This is a genomic window from Arthrobacter sp. Z1-15, from assembly GCF_054792395.1.
The window spans coordinates 2,538,731-2,560,033 of sequence record NZ_CP096454.1 but is presented as its reverse complement, the minus strand read 5'-3'; the positions used below and the strand labels follow the sequence as shown (position 1 = coordinate 2,560,033).

Here is a 21,303-nt window from a genome sequence, read left to right as displayed (position 1 = left end):
GCGGTACAAAGAAAACCCCGCCCTCCGGCTCCGGAAGGCGGGGTTTTCTGCTGTCTGTACCCGGTTAGCGAATAGCCTGGATTTCCCGCGGAAGCTCCGAAACGGAAGCCGGTCCTGCATCCGGCGCGAGGTAGGCCTCCAAACTGTCATCCATCGCCCGGATCCAGGGCGTGTGGTGCGGCTGCGACATGGTGCCGGTGATGATCGATTGATGGACCCTGTCGCGGTAGCCCATGATGTCCTGCTTCTTTTCCTGCATCCAGGTCTTGAACAGCTCGGAGACGGCGTCCAGATCGAAGTTGGGGTAGTCGGTCCGGTCGATGAGATCCCGGACGTAGGCGCTTTGGAAATCGGCCTCGTCATCATGCGATTCAGGGGCATCCTGGGCAGAGAGCCATGCGGCGATGTCCGCGGCGCGCACCTCGGCGGAAGGTACCTCAATCCGGCCCATCATCACGTCACGGGCATACCAGGCCTGCACGTCGAACATATTGAACGTGTAGTACTGGTCCTGCATGCCCAGATAGATCAGGTTGGGGTTCTCCTGCCACAGGACGCCCTTGTACAGGCTCCCGGGGTAGAGGACGTTGCGCGAGACCAGGGACAGCTCCGAGGGCAGGAAGGGGTACGTGTGGCGGTACCCGGTGCACAGCACGACGGCGTCGAAGTCCCGCGTGGTGCCGTCCAGGAAAGAAACGGTGCGGCCGTTGAACCCGGTCACCAGAGGACGTTCCTCGATGCCCTCGGGCCAGTCGTAGCCGAGTTCATGGCTGCGGTAGCTGATGGTGACCGAGCTGGCGCCCATCTTGTAGGCCTGCGAGCCGATGTCCTCCGCGGAATAGCTGCTGCCGATCATCAGGACGCTGCGCCCGCCGAAGCGCTCGGCCCCGCGGAAGTCGTGGGCGTGCAGGACCTCGCCCGGGAACGTATTGATCCCGGCAAACTCCCGCACAACGGGGCTGGCGAAGTGCCCGGTGGCTACCACCAGTTTGTCGAAGACATGCGTCTCAGTGTTCCCTGTTTCCAGGTCTTCGACCTGCACTGTGAACTCGGCGGCGGCCTCGTTCCAGGTGACCCAGCGGGCCACGGTATTGAAGCGGACATACTTGCGCACGTCACTCTTTTCCACCCGGCCCTTGATGTAGTCGAAGAGGACCTCGCGCGGAGGGTAGGAGGAAATGGGGCGGCCGAAGTGCTCGTCAAAGGTGTAGTCGGCGAACTCCAGGCATTCCTTGGGCCCGTTGGACCACAAATGCCGGTACATGCTGGAGTGCACCGGTTCCCCGGCCCCGTCCAGCCCGGTACGCCAGGTGTAGTTCCACTGCCCGCCCCAGTCTGCCTGTTTCTCAAAGCAGATGATGTCCGGAATGTCCGCTCCGAGCTTCCGTGCCGACTCAAAGGCCCGCAGCTGCGCCATGCCGCTGGGACCGGCTCCAATGATTCCTACCCGTTGTGTCATTTGTCTCCTTGGTTCGGGGCCCCGGTGCCGCGGTGGCGTTCCCGGTCCGGAGGAGGGGGAGCAGCGGTGCGCGGACGCGCAAACATCAGCAGCACCGATGGTCGGTACTGCTGTTCAGCGAAGCGGAAGTGCAGCGCCCGGAATCAGATCCGTCAGGAGAAAAGGGCGGCAAGTCGTTCCGGCTGGAACCGGCAAGAGCGGGGTTCCGGCACAGGTTGCGTACGGCCAGCCCGGGGCCCGTGGCGCCGGCCGGCCGTCCTGCTACCGAATCAGTTCTACCCGGGCAAGTCAAAAGCGGCAGGGCTGAAGGACCCCGAATCAGTGTTGGCCGATGGAGCGGGTAGAGTTCTCCGGGCCCCAAATGGTGAAGTTGGCCACCGGTTGCTTGCGGCCGGCCGGGATATGAGCCGGATATCGGTGGGGCACACAGTTGGCGGACAGGCTCCGCTGCTATTCCTGAATAACGGCACGAAACCAGACAGGAACAGGGGGTGCAGGCTTTTTGCATACGGAAACGTCACGTACTTTTTTCCGCCGGCGTCCGGTCCTCCGGCGCACGCTGGCAGCTGCTGCTGCCCTGCTGCTTCCGCTTACCGCTGGCTGCGCCGGGGTATCGGCAACAGAACAGGTCAATGCCGCAGCTGAGCCGCCCGCGAAGGCAGCGCCGTCCAGCGAGCTGCCGGAGCAGGAAGCAGACCAGCTCAATGATGCTCTGAACGAGTACGCGTCCGGAACCGGTGCCGAGTTCTCCGCCGCAGTCTACGAGACCGACACCGGCAGGTCCTGGTACTACAACCGCGGGGCGAGCTATCTGGAAGCCAGCTTGGTCAAGGTCCCCATCCTGTTGACGCTGCTGAGGCAGGCAACGGAGGAACAGCGGGAACTGACGCTGGAAGAGGAATACCTCTCCGTGATGATGATCGAATACAGCGACAATGACGCCACCACTGCTCTCTATGAGTCGGTCGGCGGTGCCGGGGAGCTGTCTCTGACATACGAGCTGCTTGGCATATCGCAGACGCCCGCTACCGAGATCTGGGGTGCGAACGAGACCGGGGTGGAGGACCAGCTCAAGGTTGCCCGGGCGCTGCTCGACGGCGTGGACTGGATCAACAGCGACCTGCACGATTACGCCGTCGAACTGATGGAAAACGTGGAGGAGAGCCAGAACTGGGGAATCAACGCCGGACTATTGGAAAGCGGCGCCGAAATTGCCGTGAAGAACGGGTGGCTGCAGGACGATGACCGGTCCTGGAACGTGGGAAGCGCCGGCTTCGTGCGCGCGGGCGGTTCCGAATACGCGGTTGTGGTGCTGACCTCCGGGACCGCCGCGATGGAGGAGGGAGTGTCAGTGGTTGAAGACGTGGCCGCTGTCATCAACTCTTTTGAAACTACGGGTACCACCGACACGGGAACCACCAATCCAGGCATGGGAACCACCAACCCAGGCACGGACCCCAGCGGCACAGCCACGGGCGACACGGACAGCACCGTGTGGCGGGCCGGCGGCCCGGAAGCATAGGCTGGAGGGTGAAGACGGCGGGTGAGCGCCGATCGCCGCGCCCCTGGCTGGGGCCCCGAAGAATCCTGGAGAAAACTTGAGCGCACAAATTGGCGTCACCGGTCTGGCAGTAATGGGAGCAAACCTGGCCCGGAACCTGGCCCGGAACGGGTACACCGTGGCCCTTCACAACCGGTCCATCGAGAAGACGGATGCACTGCTGGCCGCCCATGGCGACGAGGGCGACTTCATCCGCACCGAATCCCTGCAGGAACTGGTCGATTCGCTGGAAAAGCCGCGCCGCGTCCTGATCATGGTCAAGGCCGGGGCACCGGTTGACTCTGTTATCGAGAAGCTGGTGCCGCTGCTGGAAGCAGGCGACATCGTCATCGACGCCGGCAACTCGCACTACGAGGACACCCGCCGCCGCGAGGCTGCGCTGGCCGAAAAGGACCTGCACTTTGTGGGCGTCGGCGTGTCCGGCGGCGAGGAAGGTGCCCTGCTGGGCCCGTCCATCATGCCCGGCGGCTCAAAGGAATCCTACGACTCCCTGGGTCCGATGCTGGAGAAGATTGCCGCCAAGTACGACGGCGATCCGTGCTGCACCTGGATCGGCACCGACGGCGCCGGCCACTTCGTCAAGATGGTGCACAACGGCATCGAATACGCCGACATGCAGGTCATTGGGGAAGCCTATGATCTGCTGCGCTCGGCTGCAGGCATCGAACCGGCCGAACAGGCCAAGATCTTCACCGAATGGAACACCGGCCAGCTGAGCTCGTTCCTGATCGAAATCACCGCCGAGGTCCTGGCCCACACCGACGCTCGCACCGGCAAGCCGTTTGTCGACGTCGTCGTGGATTCGGCGGGGCAGAAGGGGACCGGACGCTGGACCGTTGTCTCGGGCCTGGATCTGGGTTCGCCCGTATCCGCCATCGCCGAGTCGGTCTTTGCCCGTGCCCTGTCCTCGCAGCGCGGCCAGCGCGAAGAAGCCCAGGAAATCCTTGCCGGCGGCGAGTCCACCGTGGAACTGCCGGAAACCTTCGTGGAAGACGTCCGGCAGGCGCTGTACGCGTCCAAGCTCGTCAGCTACGCCCAGGGCATCGACATGCTCACGGCTGCCGCCAAGACCTACGGCTGGGACCTGAAGTTGGACGAGATTGCCTCGCTGTGGCGAGCCGGCTGCATCATCCGCGCCGAACTGCTGGACGACATCATGAAGGCCTACGCCGGCGATGCGGCTCCGGCAAACCTGCTGCTGGCACCGGCCTTCACCGAGTCCATAGCTGCCGCTCTGCCGGCCTGGCGCCGCGTGGTGTCCGTTGCAGTCCAGCTGGGCATCCCCGTGCCCGTCTTCTCCTCTTCCCTGGCCTACTACGACGGACTGCGCCGCAAGCGCCTGCCCGCCGCACTGACTCAGGGCCTGCGCGACCTCTTCGGTGCCCACACGTACCACCGCGTTGACGATGACGGCACGTTCCACACGCTCTGGGGTGCGGACCGCTCCGAAATTGCCGCTGTGGACACCCACTAAGCACGAATCGGGCACTACTCCTGCACAGCGCTAAAAAGCCGCCGGCACCCTCGGGTGCCGGCGGCCTTTTCATGCCCGGAGGCGGAAACCCAGCTCAGATATAGATTGCCGGATCGATGTATTCAGCCGGATCCACCGCGGGCTGCGTTTCCTTGACGTGGCGGTGGCGCCAGCGCGCGGGAATTCCGGTGATGATGGAATCGGCCGGAGCATCCTTGACCACAACGGCATTCGCACCGACCGCGCTGTTCTTGCCGATGGTCACCGGCCCCAGGATCTTTGCCCCGGCACCAACGGTCACGCCGTCGCAGATGGTGGGGTGCCGCTTTATCCGCGCCAGGGAACGCCCGCCGAGCGTTACCCCGTGGTAGAGCATGACGTCGTCGCCGATCTCGGCAGTTTCACCGATCACCACGCCCATGCCGTGGTCAATGAAGAAGCGCCGCCCGATGGTGGCCCCGGGGTGGATCTCGATGCCGGTAGCAAAGCGGGTCATCTGGGAGAGCACCCGGGCCGGGAAACGCAGTCCCGGACGCGCCCACATCTTGTGCGTGAGCCGGTGCATCCAGATGGCATGAAGCCCCGAGTAGACCACGATGTTCTCAAGGGAACCGCGCGCGGCCGGGTCGTGGGAAGCGGCGGCGTCGAGGTCTTCGCGCAGGCGGGCAATCAGGCTCACAGAGGACTTTCTGCTCAGGTGGATCCGGTCAGGACCCGGGCGGGTTGCGGGTCTCAGCCCCGGATGTCGTCGTACAGCACGGTGGAGATGTAACGCTCTCCAAAGTCGCAGACGACGGCGACAATCAGCTTACCGGCGTTCTCCGGCCGCTTTGCCAGCTCCAGGGCGGCCCAGACGATGGCTCCGGAGGAAATGCCGCCAAGGATGCCTTCCTGCGTACCCAGTGCGCGGGCGGTGGTGATGGAATCCTCGATCGAGGCATCGATGACCTCGTCGTAGATGTCCGTGTCCAGCACCTCGGGGACGAAGTTGGCGCCCAGGCCCTGGATCTTGTGCGGTCCGGGGGAGCCGCCGTTGAGGATGGCCGAGTCCTTGGGCTCCACAGCCACGATCTGAACGCCCGGCTTGCGCTTCTTCAGGACCTGCCCGACGCCGGTGACGGTTCCGCCGGTGCCGACGCCGGCAACAAAGATGTCCACCTTGCCGTCGGTGTCTTCCCAGATTTCCTCTGCAGTGGTCTGGCGGTGCACCTCGGGGTTGGCGGCGTTGGCGAACTGCTGGGCCCAGATGGCGTTCTCCGTGGTCGCAACAATTTCCTTGGCCTTGTCCACGGCGCCGCGCATGCCTTCAGAACCGGGCGTCAGGACAATCTCGGCACCGTAGGCGCGGAGCATGACGCGGCGTTCGGTCGACATGGTCTCCGGCATGGTCAGGATGACCTTGTAGCCGCGGGCTGCGCCAACCATGGCGAGGGCGATTCCGGTGTTGCCGGAGGTGCCTTCAACGATGGTGCCGCCGGGCTTCAGGGCGCCGGCCTTTTCAGCGGCATCCACAATGGCCACGCCGATGCGGTCCTTCACGCTGTTGGCGGGGTTGTAGAACTCCAGCTTGACGGCAACTTCAGCGTCAAGGCCCTTCGTCAGCCGATTCAGCCGCACCAGCGGCGTGCCGCCGACCAGCTGCGTCACGTCGTCGTAAATCCGTGCCATGGTTTGTCCTCAATCCGTTGGAGTGTCTGGAAGTCTTGCGGCTCGAACGCCGGTGGAAAATACCTGCAGCGGTGCCCGCTCCAGCCTATCGCCCACCACGGGGGAGTGTCAGTTGTCAAGCCATTCGGCGTAATATTTCCGCGCCTTGGCCAGCTTAGGGTTGATGATCACCTGGCAGTACCCCTGCTCCGGGTGCTTGGCATAGAAATCCTGGTGTTCCGCTTCCGCTACGTGGAACTCGGGCAGCGGGGAGATTTCCGTCACGATCGGATTGTCCCAGTGCTCGCTGGCGCGGTCCCGGGCCTTCTCGAATTCCTCCCGCTGGGTTTCGTCGGAGTAGAACATCGAGGACCGGTACTGGGTGCCGACGTCGTAGCCCTGACGGTTCAGAGTGGTCGGATCATGCGAGATGAAGAACATGTCCAGGATCACTTCAGTCGGAATGATGTCTTCGTCAAACGTGACGGCAACAACCTCGGCATGGCCCGTGGTTCCCGAGCAGACACTGTAATAGTCCGGGCGGGCGGTGTGCCCTCCGGTGTAGCCGGACACCACTTCGGTGACACCGCGGGTTTTCTGATAGAGGGCATCGAGGCACCAGAAGCAGCCTCCGCCAAGTACATAGGTCTTCATACCCTCTATCAATGCATGCGCGCCCGGAAGAATTCCCGGCCCGTCAATGCATGACCGGCCGGTCCGGCAGGCGGCGGAGCAGCCGGCAGCAGCCGGGCAGCAGCGGGGGAGCGGCGGGGGAGCGGGGAGGAAGGGAAGGCCGGGCGTACGGCGCGGCCGAATTGAGCAGGGATAGCCGAGCGGGTACAACTGAAACTATGGAAACAGACAAGCCCGCCGAAGGCAGCGAACCGGCGGCACCGGGAACGGACCCGGCAGTAACGGCCACGGCAGCACCGGACACCGCACCGGCGTCGGAGACTCCGGGGGAACCCGGAGCAGCAGCGCTCCACGCCGTTCCGACACTGGGCGACGTCCTGCTGGCGGCCGAAGAACTCTGGCCCGAATCCCTGGCCGAGGGCTGGGACGCCGTCGGCCTGGTGGCAGGACGGCCATCCCGCCCCGTGCAGCGCATTCTGTTTGCGGTGGACCCCACCACCGAGGTGATCGATGAGGCCCTCGAGTGGGGTGCGGACCTGCTGCTGACCCATCACCCTCTCTTCCTGAAGCCGGTTCACTCGGTGGCAGGGACGGGCTTCAAAGGCGACGCCGTCCACCGCCTGATCGAAGGCGGCTGCGCCCTGCTGACCGTGCACACCAACGGTGACAGCGCCGTCGGCGGAGTGTCCGACGTACTGGCGGACGCCTTCGGCCTCGGAAACGTTGAACCCCTGGTTCCGGCCGAGGACGGCCTGCCCGAGGAGGGCATTGGCCGCGTGGGCGACCTGAGCGACGCCACCACCCTCGCGGACTTTGCCAAACTGGTCTTCAGCATCATGCCCGCCGTTGCCGGCGGTGTCCGCGTGGCCGGCGATCCGCACGGCCTCGTCCGCCGCGTCGCCGTCTGCGGCGGCGCCGGTGACAGCCTTTTCGACGCCGTTCGGCGGCACCAGGCTGACGTTTACGTCACAGCTGACCTTCGCCACCACCCGGCATCCGAGGCCCGTGAAGCCGCCGTGAACGGACGGCCCTACCTCATTGACGTTTCCCATTTCGGCAGTGAATGGCTGTGGCTGACCCCCGCAGCCAATGCCCTGGAGAATGTCCTCAACGATCAGGGCTTCGCCGCCGAGATCCGGATCAGCGGCACCAACACCGATCCCTGGGACTTTGTGCTGACCCCCGGGCTGAACTGACCTGCGCCCTTGGCATAGGCTAGGGGGGAAGAACCGGCCAGGTTGGTCCGGTCATAGGTGGAGGTTTTTCGGTGGCAAAAGCATCGTCGGCGGAGCAGCTGCGGCTGCTCGATTTGCAGGCTCTGGACAGTAATATTCGCAAACTCCGGAATCGGGCTCGCAGCGTCAGCGACAACTCGGCCATTGCGGACCTCGGGCTGCAGCGGGCTGCGGCACAGAGCAAGCTTGTGGCCGCATCCACCGAGGCAGCGGATGTCACCCGTGAACTCACCCGTGCCGAAGCCGACGTCGCCTCCGTGGTGGCCCGGATCGACCGCAACCAGAACCACTTGGACAGCGGCAAGGGCAGCTCCAAGGAGCTCACCGCGCTGCAGAGCGAAATGGAGTCGCTGAAGCGCCGGCGTTCCGATCTGGAAGACGTGGAGCTGGAAGTCATGGAACGCCTGGAGGCGGCGAAGGCCGCCGAGGAACAGTTCCGGCAGGCGGCCCGGGCCCTGGACGCCGAGGTTGCCGTACTGGAGGAAGCCCGCGACGCCGAGCTGGCGGAAATCGAAGCCGAGCGTGTTGCCGCCGTCGCCGAACGTGCTGAACTGGCCGACACCTTTGACCCCGCACTGCTGGCGGTCTACGAGAAGACCCTGGCCAAGAACGGCATCGGCGCTGCCCGGCTGTTCAACGGAACCTCCGAAGGTTCAGGCATGCAGCTGAGCCCCGGAGACCTCGCCGACATCCGCCGCGCCGCCGAGGACGACATTGTGTTCTGCCCGGACTCCGGCTGCATCCTGGTGCGTTCCGCCGAGTGGGGCAGCTGATCCGTGACCCTGTTTGACCCGTCCGACGCTGCTGTTGACGCGCCTGAAGACACCGGTTCGGCCGGCCCGGGCGCCGGAAAGCCGCGGCGAACCCTGATTGTGGAGGCCGACGGCGGCTCCCGCGGCAACCCGGGACACGCCGGCTACGGCGCACTGGTGCGGGATCCGGACACCGGAGCCATCCTGGCCGAAAAGGCCGAGTACATCGGAAAGGCCTCGAACAACGTGGCCGAGTACTCCGGCCTGCTGGCCGCGCTGGAAATGGCCCACCAGATCGATCCCGACTGCTGGATCCTCGCCAAGATGGACTCCAAGCTCGTTGTGGAGCAGATGAGCGGGCGCTGGAAGATCAAGCATGAGGACATGCAGCGCCTGGCTGCCAAGGCACGCGGGATCGTCAACCCGCGCCGGGTGAAGTACCAGTGGATCCCGCGCGAACTGAACAAGGACGCCGACCGGCTCTCCAATGAGGCCATGGACGCCGGCATGGCGGGAGTCCCCTGGGTCCACAAGGGCGGGCTGGCGCTGGACGGCGGGGCGGCCTTCGCCGGCGCTCCGAACGGATCCGCCGGTGCGGCAGCAGAAAAGCCCGGTGCCGCAGTTGCTGAGACAACAGCACAAGAAGCAGCCGGGGAAGCTCCGGTGCCAACCGGCCGGCTTCACCACACCGAAATCTGGGTCCGGGACTTTCCCGCAGCCGAAGCGTCGCTGGGCTGGCTGCTGGAACGGCTGGGCTACCGGCGCACCGACGCCTGGGACAGCGGAGCGAAGTGGCAGGGCGCTGACAGCTACGTCGTCGTGGAAGCCGGACCTGACGTGCTGGAGGCCGCGCATGAGCGCAGGCGTCCCGGCGTCAATCACCTCGCGTTCCGGGCCGGGGCCCCGGCTGAGGTGGACCTGCTGGTCCGCCGGGCAGCCAGCCACGGCTGGACGCTGCTCTTTGCCGATCAGCATCCGCACGCGGGCGGGCAGAACCACTACGCCGCCTATCTGGAAAACGCCGAAGGTTTCGAAGTGGAGCTGGTGGCGGACCAGGACCCGGACAGCTAGGGCAGGACGATGTTCAGCTGATACGGCTTGCGGGCCGTCGCCGGCACCAGTTCCGCCTCCCACTTTTCCCGGGCTGCAGCCAGCAGCTCTTCGGGGGTGGCGGGATCGCTGCCACTGCGGGTGAGCAGATGCCGTGCGAGCTCGCCGCGGGTGTGTTTGGCGAAGTGTGACACCACGGTGCGTTTGCCGTTGCGGACCTGGAAAACGTTCACCGCCGCGGCTTTGGCCGGTTCCGGCGCCCAGGCTGCCGCATAGGTACTGGACCGGCAGTCCACCACCAGATGTCCGGCGGCATAGTCGCCCAAGGCTTCACCCAGGTGCTTCTTCCAGAAAGACGCCAGTTTGCCGGTCTCCGGCAGTTTCACGGCCATGGAAAGCCGGTACGCCGGAATCGGGTCGCTGAAGCCGAGGGCGCCCCACAGCCCGGAGATGACGACGACGGCGGCGTCGGCCCTGCGCTGCTGGTCCGGTGTCAGGTCCGCGTACCCCAGGGCGTCGTACAGAACACCCGTGTAGATGCTGTGGGCCGGCGCGCACGGCTCCGCGTGAAGCACGGTGTTTCGCCGGACTTCCGCCGCCAGCGAGGGGCCGACCCCCAGGACGCCGTGGGCGTCGTCGGCGCTGCTGGCATCGGCCAGGGCGGCGAGCACCTGCTTTCGGGCATCCGTAAGCCCGGGGAAATGCAGCTTGTCGGGATCAAAGGCGGAACCGGTGATCGCCGGCGTTTTTCCTTCGGAGGGCGGTAGCAGAATCAGCACCGATTAATCCTACGCGAGGACGGGGCAGCCGCCGGCCGGAGTCCGCGGAACCGGGGGACCGGTGCGGAGGCGGTAGCATTGAGGCTGGACGGGTTGGCCAGGCGATCGCGTCGGTTCCTTTTTTCGAAAAGATTCCGCCGAGGAAAGTCCGGGCTCCGCAGAGCAGGGTGGTGGGTAACGCCCACTCGGGGAAACCCGCAGGCCAGTGCCACAGAAAAGAAACCGCCGCCGGCAGTGTTCCTTTTGCGGGAACACTGTCTTTCGGTAAGGGTGAAAAGGTGGTGTAAGAGACCACCAGCGTTCCGGGTGACCGGAACGGCTAGGTAAACCCCACCCGGAGCAAGGCCATACAGAACACGTTTGAGGGCTGCTCGCCCGATGTGTTCGGGTAGGCCGCTTGAGGGCGCCGGCAACGGCGTTCCTAGATGGATGATTGCCGCCTCCGGTCCGGTAACGGTCCGGGGACACAAAACCCGGCTTATCGGCCAGCCCGTCCCTAAACTTGCGCTAAGCGCGCCCTAGACAACGCGCTATACGAAGACAACGCACCATATACGAGCAGTCTGTGTACAGGCACGCTGTTCACCGACACGCGGTACCTGCAAAGCGCCGATATTGCCCGCAGATTCCTTCAGGGCAACAGTGCCGTCCCGTTGGGACCGGTTTTTCCACAGGATTAGCGAAAGACTGTCGCAATTAACGGATCGCAGCAGGCGCCCGGACTAGTCTGTGCACATGTCCAGACCGACAAAACGCAGACCGCTGGTGGTCCGCAACGCGAATTTCCGTGCCTTGTGGATTTCATCAACCGCGGGAATTTTCGGCACATCGGTGGCAGCAGTGGCCCTTCCCCTGATCGCGGCCGTGGAGCTGGACGCATCCGACTTTGCCGTGGCAGCCCTCTCCGGCATGGGTTTCCTCCCGTGGCTGCTGTTTGGACTGCCGATCGGCGCCCTGGTGGACCGCTACCGGCGCAAACCGGTAGTGATGGCCGCACTGGTGCTGAGGATCATTGTTCTCCTGTCCCTGCCGGTGGCGTTCTGGATGGACCGCCTGTCCGTAACCCAGTTGTTTGCGGTGTCCTTCCTCTCAGGACTGGCTGCCGTCTTCTCCATGCTGGCGGAGTCGGCGCTGCTCCCGCGGGCCGTACCGCGGGAAGAACTCATTGAAGGCAACGGGCTGATGACCGGTTCCGCGGCCTCGGCCGACGCCGTCGGGCGCAGCTTGGGCGGCTGGCTGACGGGAGCCTGGGGAGCCTCTAATTCGCTCCTGCTGCAGGTTGCGGCCTCCGGGGCGTCACTGGTTTCCGTGGCAACGCTGAAGGTTTCCGAACCGGCGACCGCACCGAACTCCCGAAACCGGATTTTCCGCGACATGGGCGACGGGCTGCGCTACAGCTTCAGCACGGCACCACTGCGGACCATCCTTCTGGCCGGTGCGCTGTGGAACCTGGGGGGCGCCATCGTCGTATCACTGATGGTGATCCTCGTGGTTCGCACACTGGGGGAGTCCGGAGCGGTGCTGGGGTTCCTGACGGCCTCCACCGCCCTGGGCGGCACCCTCGGCGGGCTCACGGTGAAACGGGCCACCCACCGCTGGGGATCGGGAACGGTCTGGCGTTTCTCCATGGTCCCCGCAGTGCTGGGCTATTCGTCGCTGCTGCTGATGACCCCCGGCTGGGGTCTGCTTCCGGGCTTTGCCGGCCTGTTCCTGGCCGGATTCGCCATCGCGATGAACGTGGTGGTCGCCACGAGCTTCCGCCAGCGGGTGTGCCCGCCGCAGATGCTGGGCCGGCTTGGGTCGGCTTCGCGGATGGTGACGTGGGGAATGCTCGCCGTTGCCGGCGTCATCGGCGGAGCGCTCGTGGGCCCGCTGGGTGTCCGGGGCGCCATCGCCGCCGGTCTCGCAGTCGCCGTCCTGGCTCCGCTGGTAGCCGCCTTCGGTCCGCTCCGCAGCATCAGGCACCTGGAGGAGCTGGAGCCCGTCCCGCTGGAAACCGCCGCCGAGAGCCGCTAGCAGTGTGACAAACATCTCCTGCAACGTGCGAATGGGTCACGTGTGTCCTAATACACTTGGAGGGACCGTGGCGCGGGATATCCGCAGCCACGGGACACACGTCGCACGCCGCGGCCCTGCAGCGACCAGCAGCAGCACCCCGGGGCGCAGCGGCCTGACCAACCGGCACAGAGCAGTGCCGGCTGAGATAAGGATGTGAAGATCTTTGAGCCAGTTCTCCGATACGTGCCTTGATACGTGGATGGACCGTGAGGCCATTGCCGAGGCAATGATTCCGCTGATCGGGCGGCTGTACCGGGAAAACAGCGTGGTCACTTCGGTCTACGGCCGGCCGCTGGTCAACCGGTCCGTCATCGATATCCTCAAGGCGCACCGCTTCGCGCGGCAGATTGACGAAGTGGAGCTGCCCGTCTCCGACACCTTCCCTCTGCTACAGGCACTGGCGGAGCTCGAACTCGGTGCGGCGTCCATTGACCTGGCCCGCCTGAGCCTGAAGTACAAGTCCGAGGGCAACGGAACCGACCTCGTCCAATTCCTCCGCGCGGAGCTGGCCGGGGTGGCCGGGAAGCACGGCGCCGACGACCGCACCAGCACCGACGTCGTCCTCTACGGCTTCGGCCGGATCGGAAGGCTGCTCGCCCGCATCCTCATTGACCACGCCGGCGGCGGACAGGGACTCCGCCTGCGCGCCATTGTGGTGCGCCGGGGCTCCGACAACGACCTGGTCAAGCGCGCGTCGCTGCTGCGCCGCGACTCCGTGCACGGTGCGTTCGACGGAACCATCACCGTGGACGAGGAAAACAACACCATCCTCGCCAACGGCACCCTGATCCAGGTCATTTACTCCAACGATCCCGCCAGCGTGGACTACACGGCCTACGGCATCAACAACGCCGTCGTCGTGGACAACACCGGCCGCTGGCGCGACGAAGAAGGACTGTCCCAGCACCTGGCCGCAAAGGGTGTGGCCCGCGTGCTGCTCACGGCTCCGGGCAAGGGCAACCTGAAGAACATCGTGCACGGGATCAACCACGAAGCCATCAGCGACGACGACAAAATCGTCACCGCGGCTTCCTGCACCACCAACGCCATCACCCCGGTGCTGAAAGTCCTCAACGACAAGTACGGGATTATCCACGGGCATGTGGAGACGGTGCACTCGTTCACGAATGACCAGAACCTCATTGACAACTTCCACAAGGGTGACCGACGCGGCCGTTCCGCCGCACTGAACATGGTCATCACCGAAACCGGTGCCGCCAAGGCCGTGGCCAAGGCGCTTCCGGAACTGGCGGGCAAGCTCAGCGGCAACGCCATCCGGGTGCCCACCCCCGACGTGTCGATGGCGATCCTGAACCTGAACTTCGAGACGTCCACCACCAAGGAAGAAATCAACGCCTTCCTGCGGGAAACGTCGCTGAACTCGGACCTGCACAAGCAGATCGACTACATCGATTCGCCCGAGGTTGTCTCCACCGACTTCGTTGGTTCCAAGCGCGCAGGCATCGTGGACGGCCTGGCCACGATCTCCAACGGCAAGAACGCCGTTCTCTATGTTTGGTACGACAACGAGTTCGGCTACAGCTGCCAGGTCATCCGTGTGCTGGAGGAAATGGCGCATGTGAACCCGCCGGCCTTCCCGCGGGTTGAGGAACTGGCGGCCTCGCTCTAAGCGGGGGCTGTTACGACAGAAGGTGCGCTTCCCGGTGGGGGAGCGCACCTTCTGCCGTTGTGGCCTCTTACCGGCTGTGAGGTGCCGGTGCTTGCCTGAGCTGCTGTCTAGTGGCCGAACGGATCGGGGTCCACGCCCGGCATCCAGGTCAGTCCCGGAACGTTCCAGCCGTTGGCTTTGATCGCCTTGCGGGCCTTGCGGCTCCACCGGTCGTTGAGCTTGTCCACGTAGAGCTTGCCGTCCAGGTGGTCGTACTCGTGCTGCAGGACGCGGGCGAACCAGCCGGTGGCCTCGAATTCCAGCGGCTTCCCGAACTCGTCAGAACCGGAAATCTTGACCCACTCGGCCCGGTTGACGGGGAAGTTCTCCCCGGGCACCGAGAGGCAGCCTTCAGCGTCTTCTTCCGGATCCGGGGCGGAACCGGGCACCTTGGAAGTGATGAGGACGGGATTGACGACGACGCCGCGGTCCGGTGCGTCGTCGTCGTTCTGGTACGCAAAGGTGAACAGCCGCAGTCCCACGCCAACCTGCGTGGCTGCCAGCCCCACGCCGTTCGCCACATCCATGGTTTCGTACATGTCGGCCACGAGAGTGCGCAGTTCGTCGTCGAACTTTTCCACCGGGAGGGCCCGGCGGTGCAGTACGGGTTCACCGTGGATGACTATGGGACGGACGGTCATTGCTGGTCTTTCTCTAGGACGGATGGAGTTGGGCGCAGTCAGCTAGGCGGTGATCTGCCGGCCGATGACTTCGCGCATAATTTCGGAGGTACCGCCGAAAATGGTCAACAGCCGGGCGGCGAGAAACGCCTGGGCCACCGGGTACTCCAGGATGTAGCCGTAACCGCCGTGCAGCTGCAGACAGCGGTCGGTGATGGACTTGACGCGTTCGCTGGCCCACAGCTTGGCCTTGGCAGCGGAAACGGCGTCCAGCTTGCCCTCGTTGAACGCCAGAATGGCCGAGTCCACGTAGGCCTCGGTCACCTCGACCTCGGTGAGGATGTCGGCCAGGACAAACCTGCTGTTCTGGAAGTCGGCAATGCGTTCACCGAAGGCGTTGCGTTCCTTGGTGTACTGCACTGTGGCTTCGTAGATCTGCCGGGCGACGGCGGAGGAGGCGACGGCGATGGCCAGGCGGCCCTGCGGGAGCTGGCCTGCGGCGTACTCCAGGCCCCGGCCCACTTCGCCCACCAGGTTGCCCTCGGGGACGTGGACGTTGTCGAAAAAGAGCTCGGCGGTGTCGGAGGCCTTCAGGCCCATCTTGTCCAGCTGGCCGCCGGTGGAGTACCCCTCGGTCTTTTCCACCATGAACATGCTGAAAGAGTCCCTCCCGCCGCGGCCGGAGCTTCCGTCCGTACGGGCCAGGACCAGCGAAGCGTCGCCGCTGATGCCGTTGCCGATAAAAGTCTTCTGGCCGCTCAGGCGCCATCCGCCGTCGTCGTCGCACACTGCCTTGGTGCGGATGCCGCGCAGGTCGCTGCCGGCGCCCGGTTCGGTCCAGGCCACGGAGGTGACTTTGTCGCCGCTGACCATGTCCGGCAGGAAACGGTGCTTCAGGTCATCGGAGCCGTAGGCCAGCAGGTGGGGGAGGACCATGTCATCGTGCAGGTGGAAGGCCAGGCCGACGGCGAGATGGTTGGCCTTGGCGAATTCCTCGTCCAGGACGGCGCGGAAACGGTAATCGGGCATGCCCGCGCCGCCGAATTCCTCCGGAACCGCAAGGCCCAGCAGGCCCTGTTCGCCGGCGGCCTTCCACAGCTGCCGGGGCATCATGTGCTCGGCGTCCCACTGCGGATACCCGGGAGCAACCTCGCGGGAGTTGAACTCCCGGGCGAGGTCGCGGAAAAGCTCATGGTCTTCTTCGAACAGTCTGCGCTCCACGGCGGCGTCTCCTCATTTGCTGGCCACACAACGTTTAGTGGCTGGGGTGTCTCAGTGGCTCTGTTTGCGCTGCGGGTATCCACGCAAGCCTGAACATACGCAGGCCTGAACAGCACCGGTTACAAGTCAAACACAGCAAAGGCCGCCCCGAATTATCCGGAGCGGCCTTTGGGAAGCTGGACCTGCCAACCTCATTGGGGTGAGTAACGGGGGTTGAACCCGCGACCTCCTGGACCACAACCAGGCGCTCTGCCAACTGAGCTATACCCACCATGTGCCTCGGATAACATATTCGCAAAGTCCAGGCGAGTGGTCTTTGCGAACTCATTTATCTGAGGCAGCGGAATCAAGCTTACACGGTTTTTCGGGTGGTCCTGACCAACTTCGGTTCGAGGGGCCCGAATGTGACCGAGCTAACCTTTCATGCCCTCCGCAATCTTCTTGGCCGTGGCTGAATCCGGGCCCGGTGCGGGAACGAAAACGGCCTCGCGGTAGTAGCGCAGCTCGTTAATGGAGTCCACGATGTCGCCCAGCGCACGGTGGTTGCCCGTCTTGGCAGGGGCCTGGAAGTACGCACGGGGGTACCAGCGGCGTGCCAGCTCCTTGATGGTGGAGACATCAATGATGCGGTAGTGCAGGTAGTCAATGACCTCGGGCATATCGCGGGCCAGGAACATTTTGTCCGTGCCCACCGAGTTTCCGGCGAGCTGGGCCTTCTTGGGCTCCGGGACCCACTTGGTGATGTATTCGATGACCTGGGCTTCAGCCTCCGCCATGGACATGCCGTGCGGCAGTTCGTCCAGCAGCTTCGAAGCGGTATGCATGTTCCGCACGAAGTCGCCCATCTGGGCCAGCGCGGCATCATCGGGGCGGATCACCACGTCCACGCCGTCACCGAGGATATTCAGCTCGGAGTCGGTCACCAGGACCGCAACCTCGATCAGGGCATCATTCTTGATGTCCAGGCCGGTCATTTCACAGTCGATCCATACAATGCGTTCATTAGTTATTGGCACAGAACCAATGTACCGCTTGGGTTCAGCTCAGAGGCTTGAGTGGCTGTGCTGCTGCCGCTCTGAGGATGTGCCGGATGTGCCGGATGTGCCGGCGGTGCCGGCGGTGTCGACGGCGGAGGCGGCGGCGACATATCGCTGAACCGGGAACTGGCCTGTCTCGGGAGGGCCGAAGACCCGGGTCCACCGGCTTTCCACGGCGCCCTCGGGCATGCTGCTGTCGGCTGCGGTGCCGGTGCCCGCACCGGAACCCGTGCCGGAACCCGCGCCGGCGCCTGCCGCGCGGCGTGCCCGGCGGCTTTCGGGCAGGGCGGTTCCGGTGTCGATGCCCTGCAGGACCTGACCTGCAGGGGCCTGCGGAACGGCAGAGACCTCGGGCGGCGAGGAAGTTGTCCGGGCCGGAGCCGCTCCGGAGGCCGCAGCGGGTTTGCGTGCGAAGACGGAAACCACCGGCAGGACCCCGGTTGTGGGGTCGGCTGCACGCATCTGCTTGCGGGTCATTGGCGCTGCTGTACTGGCGGATGCGGGGGAGACTGATGCGGGGGAGACGGCAGCGGGGGAGATTACAGCCGGGGTGAGCGCAGCCGCGGGGACCGCAGCCGAGGGTGCCTCGCCGGCGGGTTCAGGGGAGGACTCCCGGGAGACAGTCGGCGTGTCCGGTGTTTTTGCCGAAGCAGGGGAAGAGGACGAGACGTACCAGACAGCCGCGAAGGAGAGCAGGAGCAGGAACCCGCAGGCTGCGGTAACCGGCCAGGCGATGCCGGCCCAGATCATGGTCCCGGCTGCCGTGACAGCAAGGAAAAGGCCCCAGCCGAGCAGATCGGTGTTCCTGGGGGACGGCTTTGGCGCCTGGAGTTTTGCACCTGCCGGCGCTGCGCGTCCTCCGGAATTCCGGCGCGGCCGCAGCTCAGGCTCGGCCACGGCCGGAACGGCTTCTTTGACGCTGTCTCCGGAAACTTCTCCGGAAACTCCTCCGGAAACTTCTCCGGCTCCGTCTGCCGCCGCGTTGTCCGTCAGCGGGGACGGTTGCGGCGCCGTAAGGCGCGGCCCGTCGTCGTGCCGTTGTCTGTCTTCACTGTCTGCCCGGTGGCGCCCCACAGCCCATACCGCCTTGCCTTGATGATCCAAACCGATTTCAGTCTATGTGACGCTCCCCGCATCCCCGTGCTCCGGCTTCGGCGCGTCCGTGCGGTCCCTGCCGCCGTCCAGGCCGCGGGCTGCCTGCGGTGCTAATATTTGGGCTAACTGACGGTCGTCGCCGCTGCGTGCCGCAGCTCGTGAATTCGGCTGCGCCGTAACCCGGCCCGTGCCGCCACGCCGTCGGGCAACTGTACGAAACCAAAGATTGGAACCACGCAGATGGCCGCCCAGGTCCCCGCGACCGAGCCTTCGCCTCCGGGTACGGAGTCAGCGAAAGCCCAGAACCCCAACGTCGCGATTATCCAGGGGCTTGTTGGTTCCCTCATGATGCTCGCAGGTTCGCTTGGAGTCGGGTGGCTGTCACTGGCCTCCTACGACCTGCGCCGCAATCCGGTCATCATGTGGCTGCGCTTTGAACCCGAGGGCTCAGTGCTCTCGGTCTTCCTGCTGGCGCTGGGCGGCATGCTCCTCGTTAGGTCATGGCTGCGACTGGGCCAGCGCATCACGTCCTGGGGGCCGGAAAGCCGGCCGGTGGTGCTGAAAGCGATCATTGCGTGGGCGGCCCCCATGTGCGTCGCCCTGCCGCTCTTCAGCCGCGACGTCTTTGCCTACATTGCGCAGGGGCTGGTCATGGTCAGCGGGTTGAACCCGTACAAGGACGGCTATTCGCAGATTTCCAACTACCTGCAGATCGGCGCCGACGACCTCTGGGCACAGAGCCCGACGCCGTACGGTCCGGTCTTTCTGTGGATGGAGGAACTGGTCATCCGGGTCACGGACGGCCAGCCCGAATACTCCATCCTGCTCTTCCGGCTGATTTCCCTGATCGGGGTGGCACTGTGCGTGTACTACGTGCCCAAACTCGCCGAACTGCACAACATTAATCCCAACCGCGCCCTGTGGCTCACCGCAGCCAACCCGCTGTTCCTGACCACCTTCATTGCCAGCATCCACAATGACGCACTGATGATCGGGCTGGCACTGGCCGGTTTGTACCTGGCCGCCACCAAGCGCGCGATTCCGGGCATCCTGCTCATTACGCTCTCCGTGGGCATCAAGCCGATCACACTGATTCTGCTGCCCTTCGTAGGCCTCATGTGGGCCGGCAAGGGGGCCTCCTGGCCGCGCAAGTTCCTCTACTGGTTCATGACCGCCGGGATCGCCCTGGGCCTCCTGTGGATCATGGGCATCATCAACGGATTCGGCTTCGGCTGGGTAGGTGCGCTGAGCACCCCGGGCAGCGTGTGGATCTGGTATGCCCCCATCGGGTTCCTCGGCATGCTCGTCGCCACGCTGGGCAACGCCCTGGGCCTTCCCGGCTGGACGTTTGCGGACATCGTGCACACGCTGGGCCGCGTCACCTCGATCATCATCGTGCTCTGGCAGATGTTCGTGGGCGAGTACAGCAAGCTGGTGCGCCGCCTGACGCTGGCGTTTGCCGCCGTCGTCCTCCTCGCGCCGATGATCCAGTCCTGGTACGTGGTGTGGCTGATTCCGCTGTTCGCCGTCACCGGTATCCGCAACGACTGGCAGGTCAAGACGCTGTACCTGGTCGTCTCGTTCTTCATGGTCTACGCGATCAGCGACCAGCTGGATATCTGGCCCTACTTTGACTTCAGCCTCAGCGCCGCCCGGCAGATTGCTGCCGTGACGGCACTGGGCTTTGCGATGTACCTGATTTTCCTTGACCCCAAGACGAAGGTCCTGTTCCGCAAGAAGCTTACGGAGCCGTCTCCGGGCGAACTCCGGGTGCGCTGAGGCGGGCGCTGCCGCCGGCCTTCGTCAGGCGCACAATCCGCTGCAGCGACCAGGCAAAAAGCACCAGCAGCAGGATGTTGCGGACCGTCAGCAGCAGGGCAACAACCACGTTCAGGTCGTTGTACAGGGCGGCATAGAACATCGGGTACACCAGGGTGGTCAGCGGCGCAATCACCAGCATCAGGATTGCCGGAACCAGCCAGCTGCGGCCCTCCCACGCCACGCCGACAGCAACCACGGCACCGAGCCACAGCATGAACTGCGGCGAGCCCACCTTGTTGAAAACGATGAACGCCGAAACCAGGGCCAGCGACCCGGCAATCAGCAGCTGCCCGGCGTCGGCGCCCCGGCGCATCGCCCAGAACAGCAGGACGACGACGGCGAGGGCCGCCAGCGCCAGCAGCGGCATCATCAGCGCGGCCACCGGCTCGCCGAGGGCGCCGCGGACTTCGCGCGTATTGATGAGCTTGTCCTCGAAGATAAAGGCATCGGATCCGCCCAGGATCGCCTGCCACAGGCCCGGCGTCGTGAACGGAGCTTCCATCTGCATTCCGCGCGCGCCCTGGGCGCCGACGAATGACAGCAGATGGGAGAGGCCTCCGCCGGCAACGACGATTCCGGCCATGACCGCCGACACCGCTGCACCTGTCAGCAGCAGGGTGGCGCGGCGGCGCCAGGTGACCAGGACCGCCAGGATGACGGCGGCCGGCCAGACCTTCATCCACGTGGCGAAGGCCAGCAGGGCGGAGGCGATCACAGGGCGGCTGGCCAGCAGGAGCAAGGCGACGATGACCAGGGGCGCAGTGAGCCCGTCGATCCGGCCCACCGCCACCGGCCCCAGCAGCCCGGTGACAACCAGCCACCAGTAGGACGCGGCGTACCGGGCCGGGGTGCCCGGCTTGCTCATGACGGCGACGGCGGCACCGTTCAGTGCTGTGAAGAGAAGGAACCAGACGAGCTGGTACGGGCCCCAGCCCAGCACCGCAGCCAGCAGCATGGGAACGAGGGCCCCGATCGGGTAAACCCAGTCATTGCTGATTCCCTGCCAGACGCCGTCGTTAATCCCCTCAAAAGCCCACTGCCGGTAGAAGTTGATGTCGCTCAGGACCCCGCCGGAGAAAATAAGCGATGACAGTGCCGCGAAGAACACCAGATGGACCAGAGCGAAGCAAATCCATAACGATTTCCGGCGCATGAAGCGCTCCTGCAAAGGGGCCAGTTTCTGCGACATTCC

Annotated in this window: 18 protein-coding genes, 1 tRNA gene and 1 other RNA gene; 9 read left to right on the top strand and 11 right to left on the bottom strand. The window is 65.0% G+C overall.

Going from position 1 to position 21,303, the window contains the following annotated elements; all coding sequences use genetic code 11:
• Positions 1 to 64: 64 nt before the first annotated feature.
• Entirely contained in the window at positions 65 to 1,459 is a 1,395-nt protein-coding gene (locus tag M1D40_RS11690) for an NAD(P)-binding domain-containing protein (protein WP_461168932.1), read from the bottom strand.
• Between the two features lie 502 nt (positions 1,460 to 1,961).
• On the opposite strand from M1D40_RS11690, the gene M1D40_RS11685 reads away from it, so the two are divergent.
• Complete coding sequence (locus M1D40_RS11685; RefSeq protein ID WP_461168931.1) at positions 1,962 to 2,981, top strand: serine hydrolase; 1,020 nt, start codon at positions 1,962 to 1,964, stop codon at positions 2,979 to 2,981.
• 76 nt (positions 2,982 to 3,057) lie between these two features.
• On the top strand, positions 3,058 to 4,494 hold the full coding sequence (gndA, locus tag M1D40_RS11680; protein ID WP_461168930.1) for an NADP-dependent phosphogluconate dehydrogenase: 1,437 nt from the start codon (positions 3,058 to 3,060) through the stop codon (positions 4,492 to 4,494).
• Positions 4,495 to 4,588: 94 nt separating this feature from the next.
• Here gndA and epsC read toward each other — a convergent pair whose 3' ends face one another.
• The 3 genes from epsC to msrA form a co-directional block, all read right to left on the bottom strand.
• On the bottom strand, positions 4,589 to 5,173 hold the full coding sequence (gene epsC / locus M1D40_RS11675) for a serine O-acetyltransferase EpsC (RefSeq protein WP_341394839.1): 585 nt from the start codon (positions 5,171 to 5,173) through the stop codon (positions 4,589 to 4,591).
• A gap of 53 nt (positions 5,174 to 5,226) precedes the next feature.
• Entirely contained in the window at positions 5,227 to 6,162 is a 936-nt protein-coding gene (gene cysK, locus M1D40_RS11670; protein ID WP_341394840.1) for a cysteine synthase A, read from the bottom strand.
• Between the two features lie 108 nt (positions 6,163 to 6,270).
• The gene (msrA, locus tag M1D40_RS11665) at positions 6,271 to 6,795 is read right to left on the bottom strand and encodes a peptide-methionine (S)-S-oxide reductase MsrA (RefSeq protein ID WP_461168929.1); all 525 of its coding nucleotides are present in this window, start codon (positions 6,793 to 6,795) and stop codon (positions 6,271 to 6,273) included.
• A 197-nt stretch (positions 6,796 to 6,992) separates the two neighbouring features.
• On the opposite strand from msrA, the gene M1D40_RS11660 reads away from it, so the two are divergent.
• The 3 genes from M1D40_RS11660 to M1D40_RS11650 all read left to right on the top strand — a co-directional run bounded on the left by M1D40_RS11660 (position 6,993) and on the right by M1D40_RS11650 (position 9,832).
• Positions 6,993 to 7,970, top strand: coding sequence for a Nif3-like dinuclear metal center hexameric protein (locus tag M1D40_RS11660; protein WP_341394842.1), 978 nt, complete (start codon positions 6,993 to 6,995; stop codon positions 7,968 to 7,970).
• A 71-nt stretch (positions 7,971 to 8,041) separates the two neighbouring features.
• Complete coding sequence (locus tag M1D40_RS11655; protein ID WP_341394843.1) at positions 8,042 to 8,782, top strand: zinc ribbon domain-containing protein; 741 nt, start codon at positions 8,042 to 8,044, stop codon at positions 8,780 to 8,782.
• A 3-nt stretch (positions 8,783 to 8,785) separates the two neighbouring features.
• A complete protein-coding gene (locus M1D40_RS11650) occupies positions 8,786 to 9,832 on the top strand; it encodes a reverse transcriptase-like protein (protein WP_461168928.1) in 1,047 nt (348 codons plus the stop codon).
• Here the strand turns inward: M1D40_RS11650 and M1D40_RS11645 are convergent.
• Positions 9,829 to 10,590 (bottom strand): YaaA family protein, encoded by a 762-nt coding sequence (locus M1D40_RS11645; RefSeq protein WP_461168927.1) that lies wholly within the window; start codon positions 10,588 to 10,590, stop codon positions 9,829 to 9,831. The two genes, M1D40_RS11650 and M1D40_RS11645, sit on opposite strands and share 4 nt — an antisense overlap.
• Positions 10,591 to 10,679: 89 nt before the next feature.
• Here M1D40_RS11645 and rnpB point away from each other — a divergent pair.
• From rnpB to M1D40_RS11630, 3 genes are all read left to right on the top strand, one after another.
• An RNA gene (gene rnpB, locus M1D40_RS11640) (RNase P RNA component class A) lies at positions 10,680 to 11,087 on the top strand.
• Positions 11,088 to 11,325: 238 nt separating this feature from the next.
• The gene (locus M1D40_RS11635; RefSeq protein ID WP_461168926.1) at positions 11,326 to 12,606 is read left to right on the top strand and encodes an MFS transporter; all 1,281 of its coding nucleotides are present in this window, start codon (positions 11,326 to 11,328) and stop codon (positions 12,604 to 12,606) included.
• Positions 12,607 to 12,847: 241 nt separating this feature from the next.
• Positions 12,848 to 14,278, top strand: coding sequence for a glyceraldehyde-3-phosphate dehydrogenase (locus M1D40_RS11630; protein WP_461168925.1), 1,431 nt, complete (start codon positions 12,848 to 12,850; stop codon positions 14,276 to 14,278).
• A gap of 107 nt (positions 14,279 to 14,385) precedes the next feature.
• Here the strand turns inward: M1D40_RS11630 and M1D40_RS11625 are convergent, their stop codons facing one another.
• The 5 genes from M1D40_RS11625 to M1D40_RS11605 all read right to left on the bottom strand — a co-directional run bounded on the left by M1D40_RS11625 (position 14,386) and on the right by M1D40_RS11605 (position 18,092).
• Complete coding sequence (locus M1D40_RS11625; RefSeq protein WP_461168924.1) at positions 14,386 to 14,958, bottom strand: peptide deformylase; 573 nt, start codon at positions 14,956 to 14,958, stop codon at positions 14,386 to 14,388.
• A gap of 42 nt (positions 14,959 to 15,000) precedes the next feature.
• The gene (locus M1D40_RS11620; protein ID WP_461168923.1) at positions 15,001 to 16,158 is read right to left on the bottom strand and encodes an acyl-CoA dehydrogenase family protein; all 1,158 of its coding nucleotides are present in this window, start codon (positions 16,156 to 16,158) and stop codon (positions 15,001 to 15,003) included.
• A gap of 195 nt (positions 16,159 to 16,353) precedes the next feature.
• Positions 16,354 to 16,429: transfer RNA gene (locus tag M1D40_RS11615), tRNA-His, on the bottom strand.
• Between the two features lie 142 nt (positions 16,430 to 16,571).
• Positions 16,572 to 17,132: an oligoribonuclease gene (gene orn, locus M1D40_RS11610; protein ID WP_461168922.1), complete on the bottom strand. Its 561-nt coding sequence runs from the start codon at positions 17,130 to 17,132 to the stop codon at positions 16,572 to 16,574.
• 69 nt (positions 17,133 to 17,201) lie between these two features.
• The gene (locus M1D40_RS11605) at positions 17,202 to 18,092 is read right to left on the bottom strand and encodes a hypothetical protein (RefSeq protein WP_461168921.1); all 891 of its coding nucleotides are present in this window, start codon (positions 18,090 to 18,092) and stop codon (positions 17,202 to 17,204) included.
• Between the two features lie 438 nt (positions 18,093 to 18,530).
• Here M1D40_RS11605 and mptB point away from each other — a divergent pair, with 438 nt between their 5' ends.
• Complete coding sequence (gene mptB / locus M1D40_RS11600; RefSeq protein ID WP_341394852.1) at positions 18,531 to 20,069, top strand: polyprenol phosphomannose-dependent alpha 1,6 mannosyltransferase MptB; 1,539 nt, start codon at positions 18,531 to 18,533, stop codon at positions 20,067 to 20,069.
• Here the strand turns inward: mptB and M1D40_RS11595 are convergent.
• Complete coding sequence (locus M1D40_RS11595) at positions 20,032 to 21,300, bottom strand: glycosyltransferase 87 family protein (protein ID WP_461168920.1); 1,269 nt, start codon at positions 21,298 to 21,300, stop codon at positions 20,032 to 20,034. The genes mptB and M1D40_RS11595 overlap by 38 nt on opposite strands.
• Positions 21,301 to 21,303: the final 3 nt, after the last annotated feature.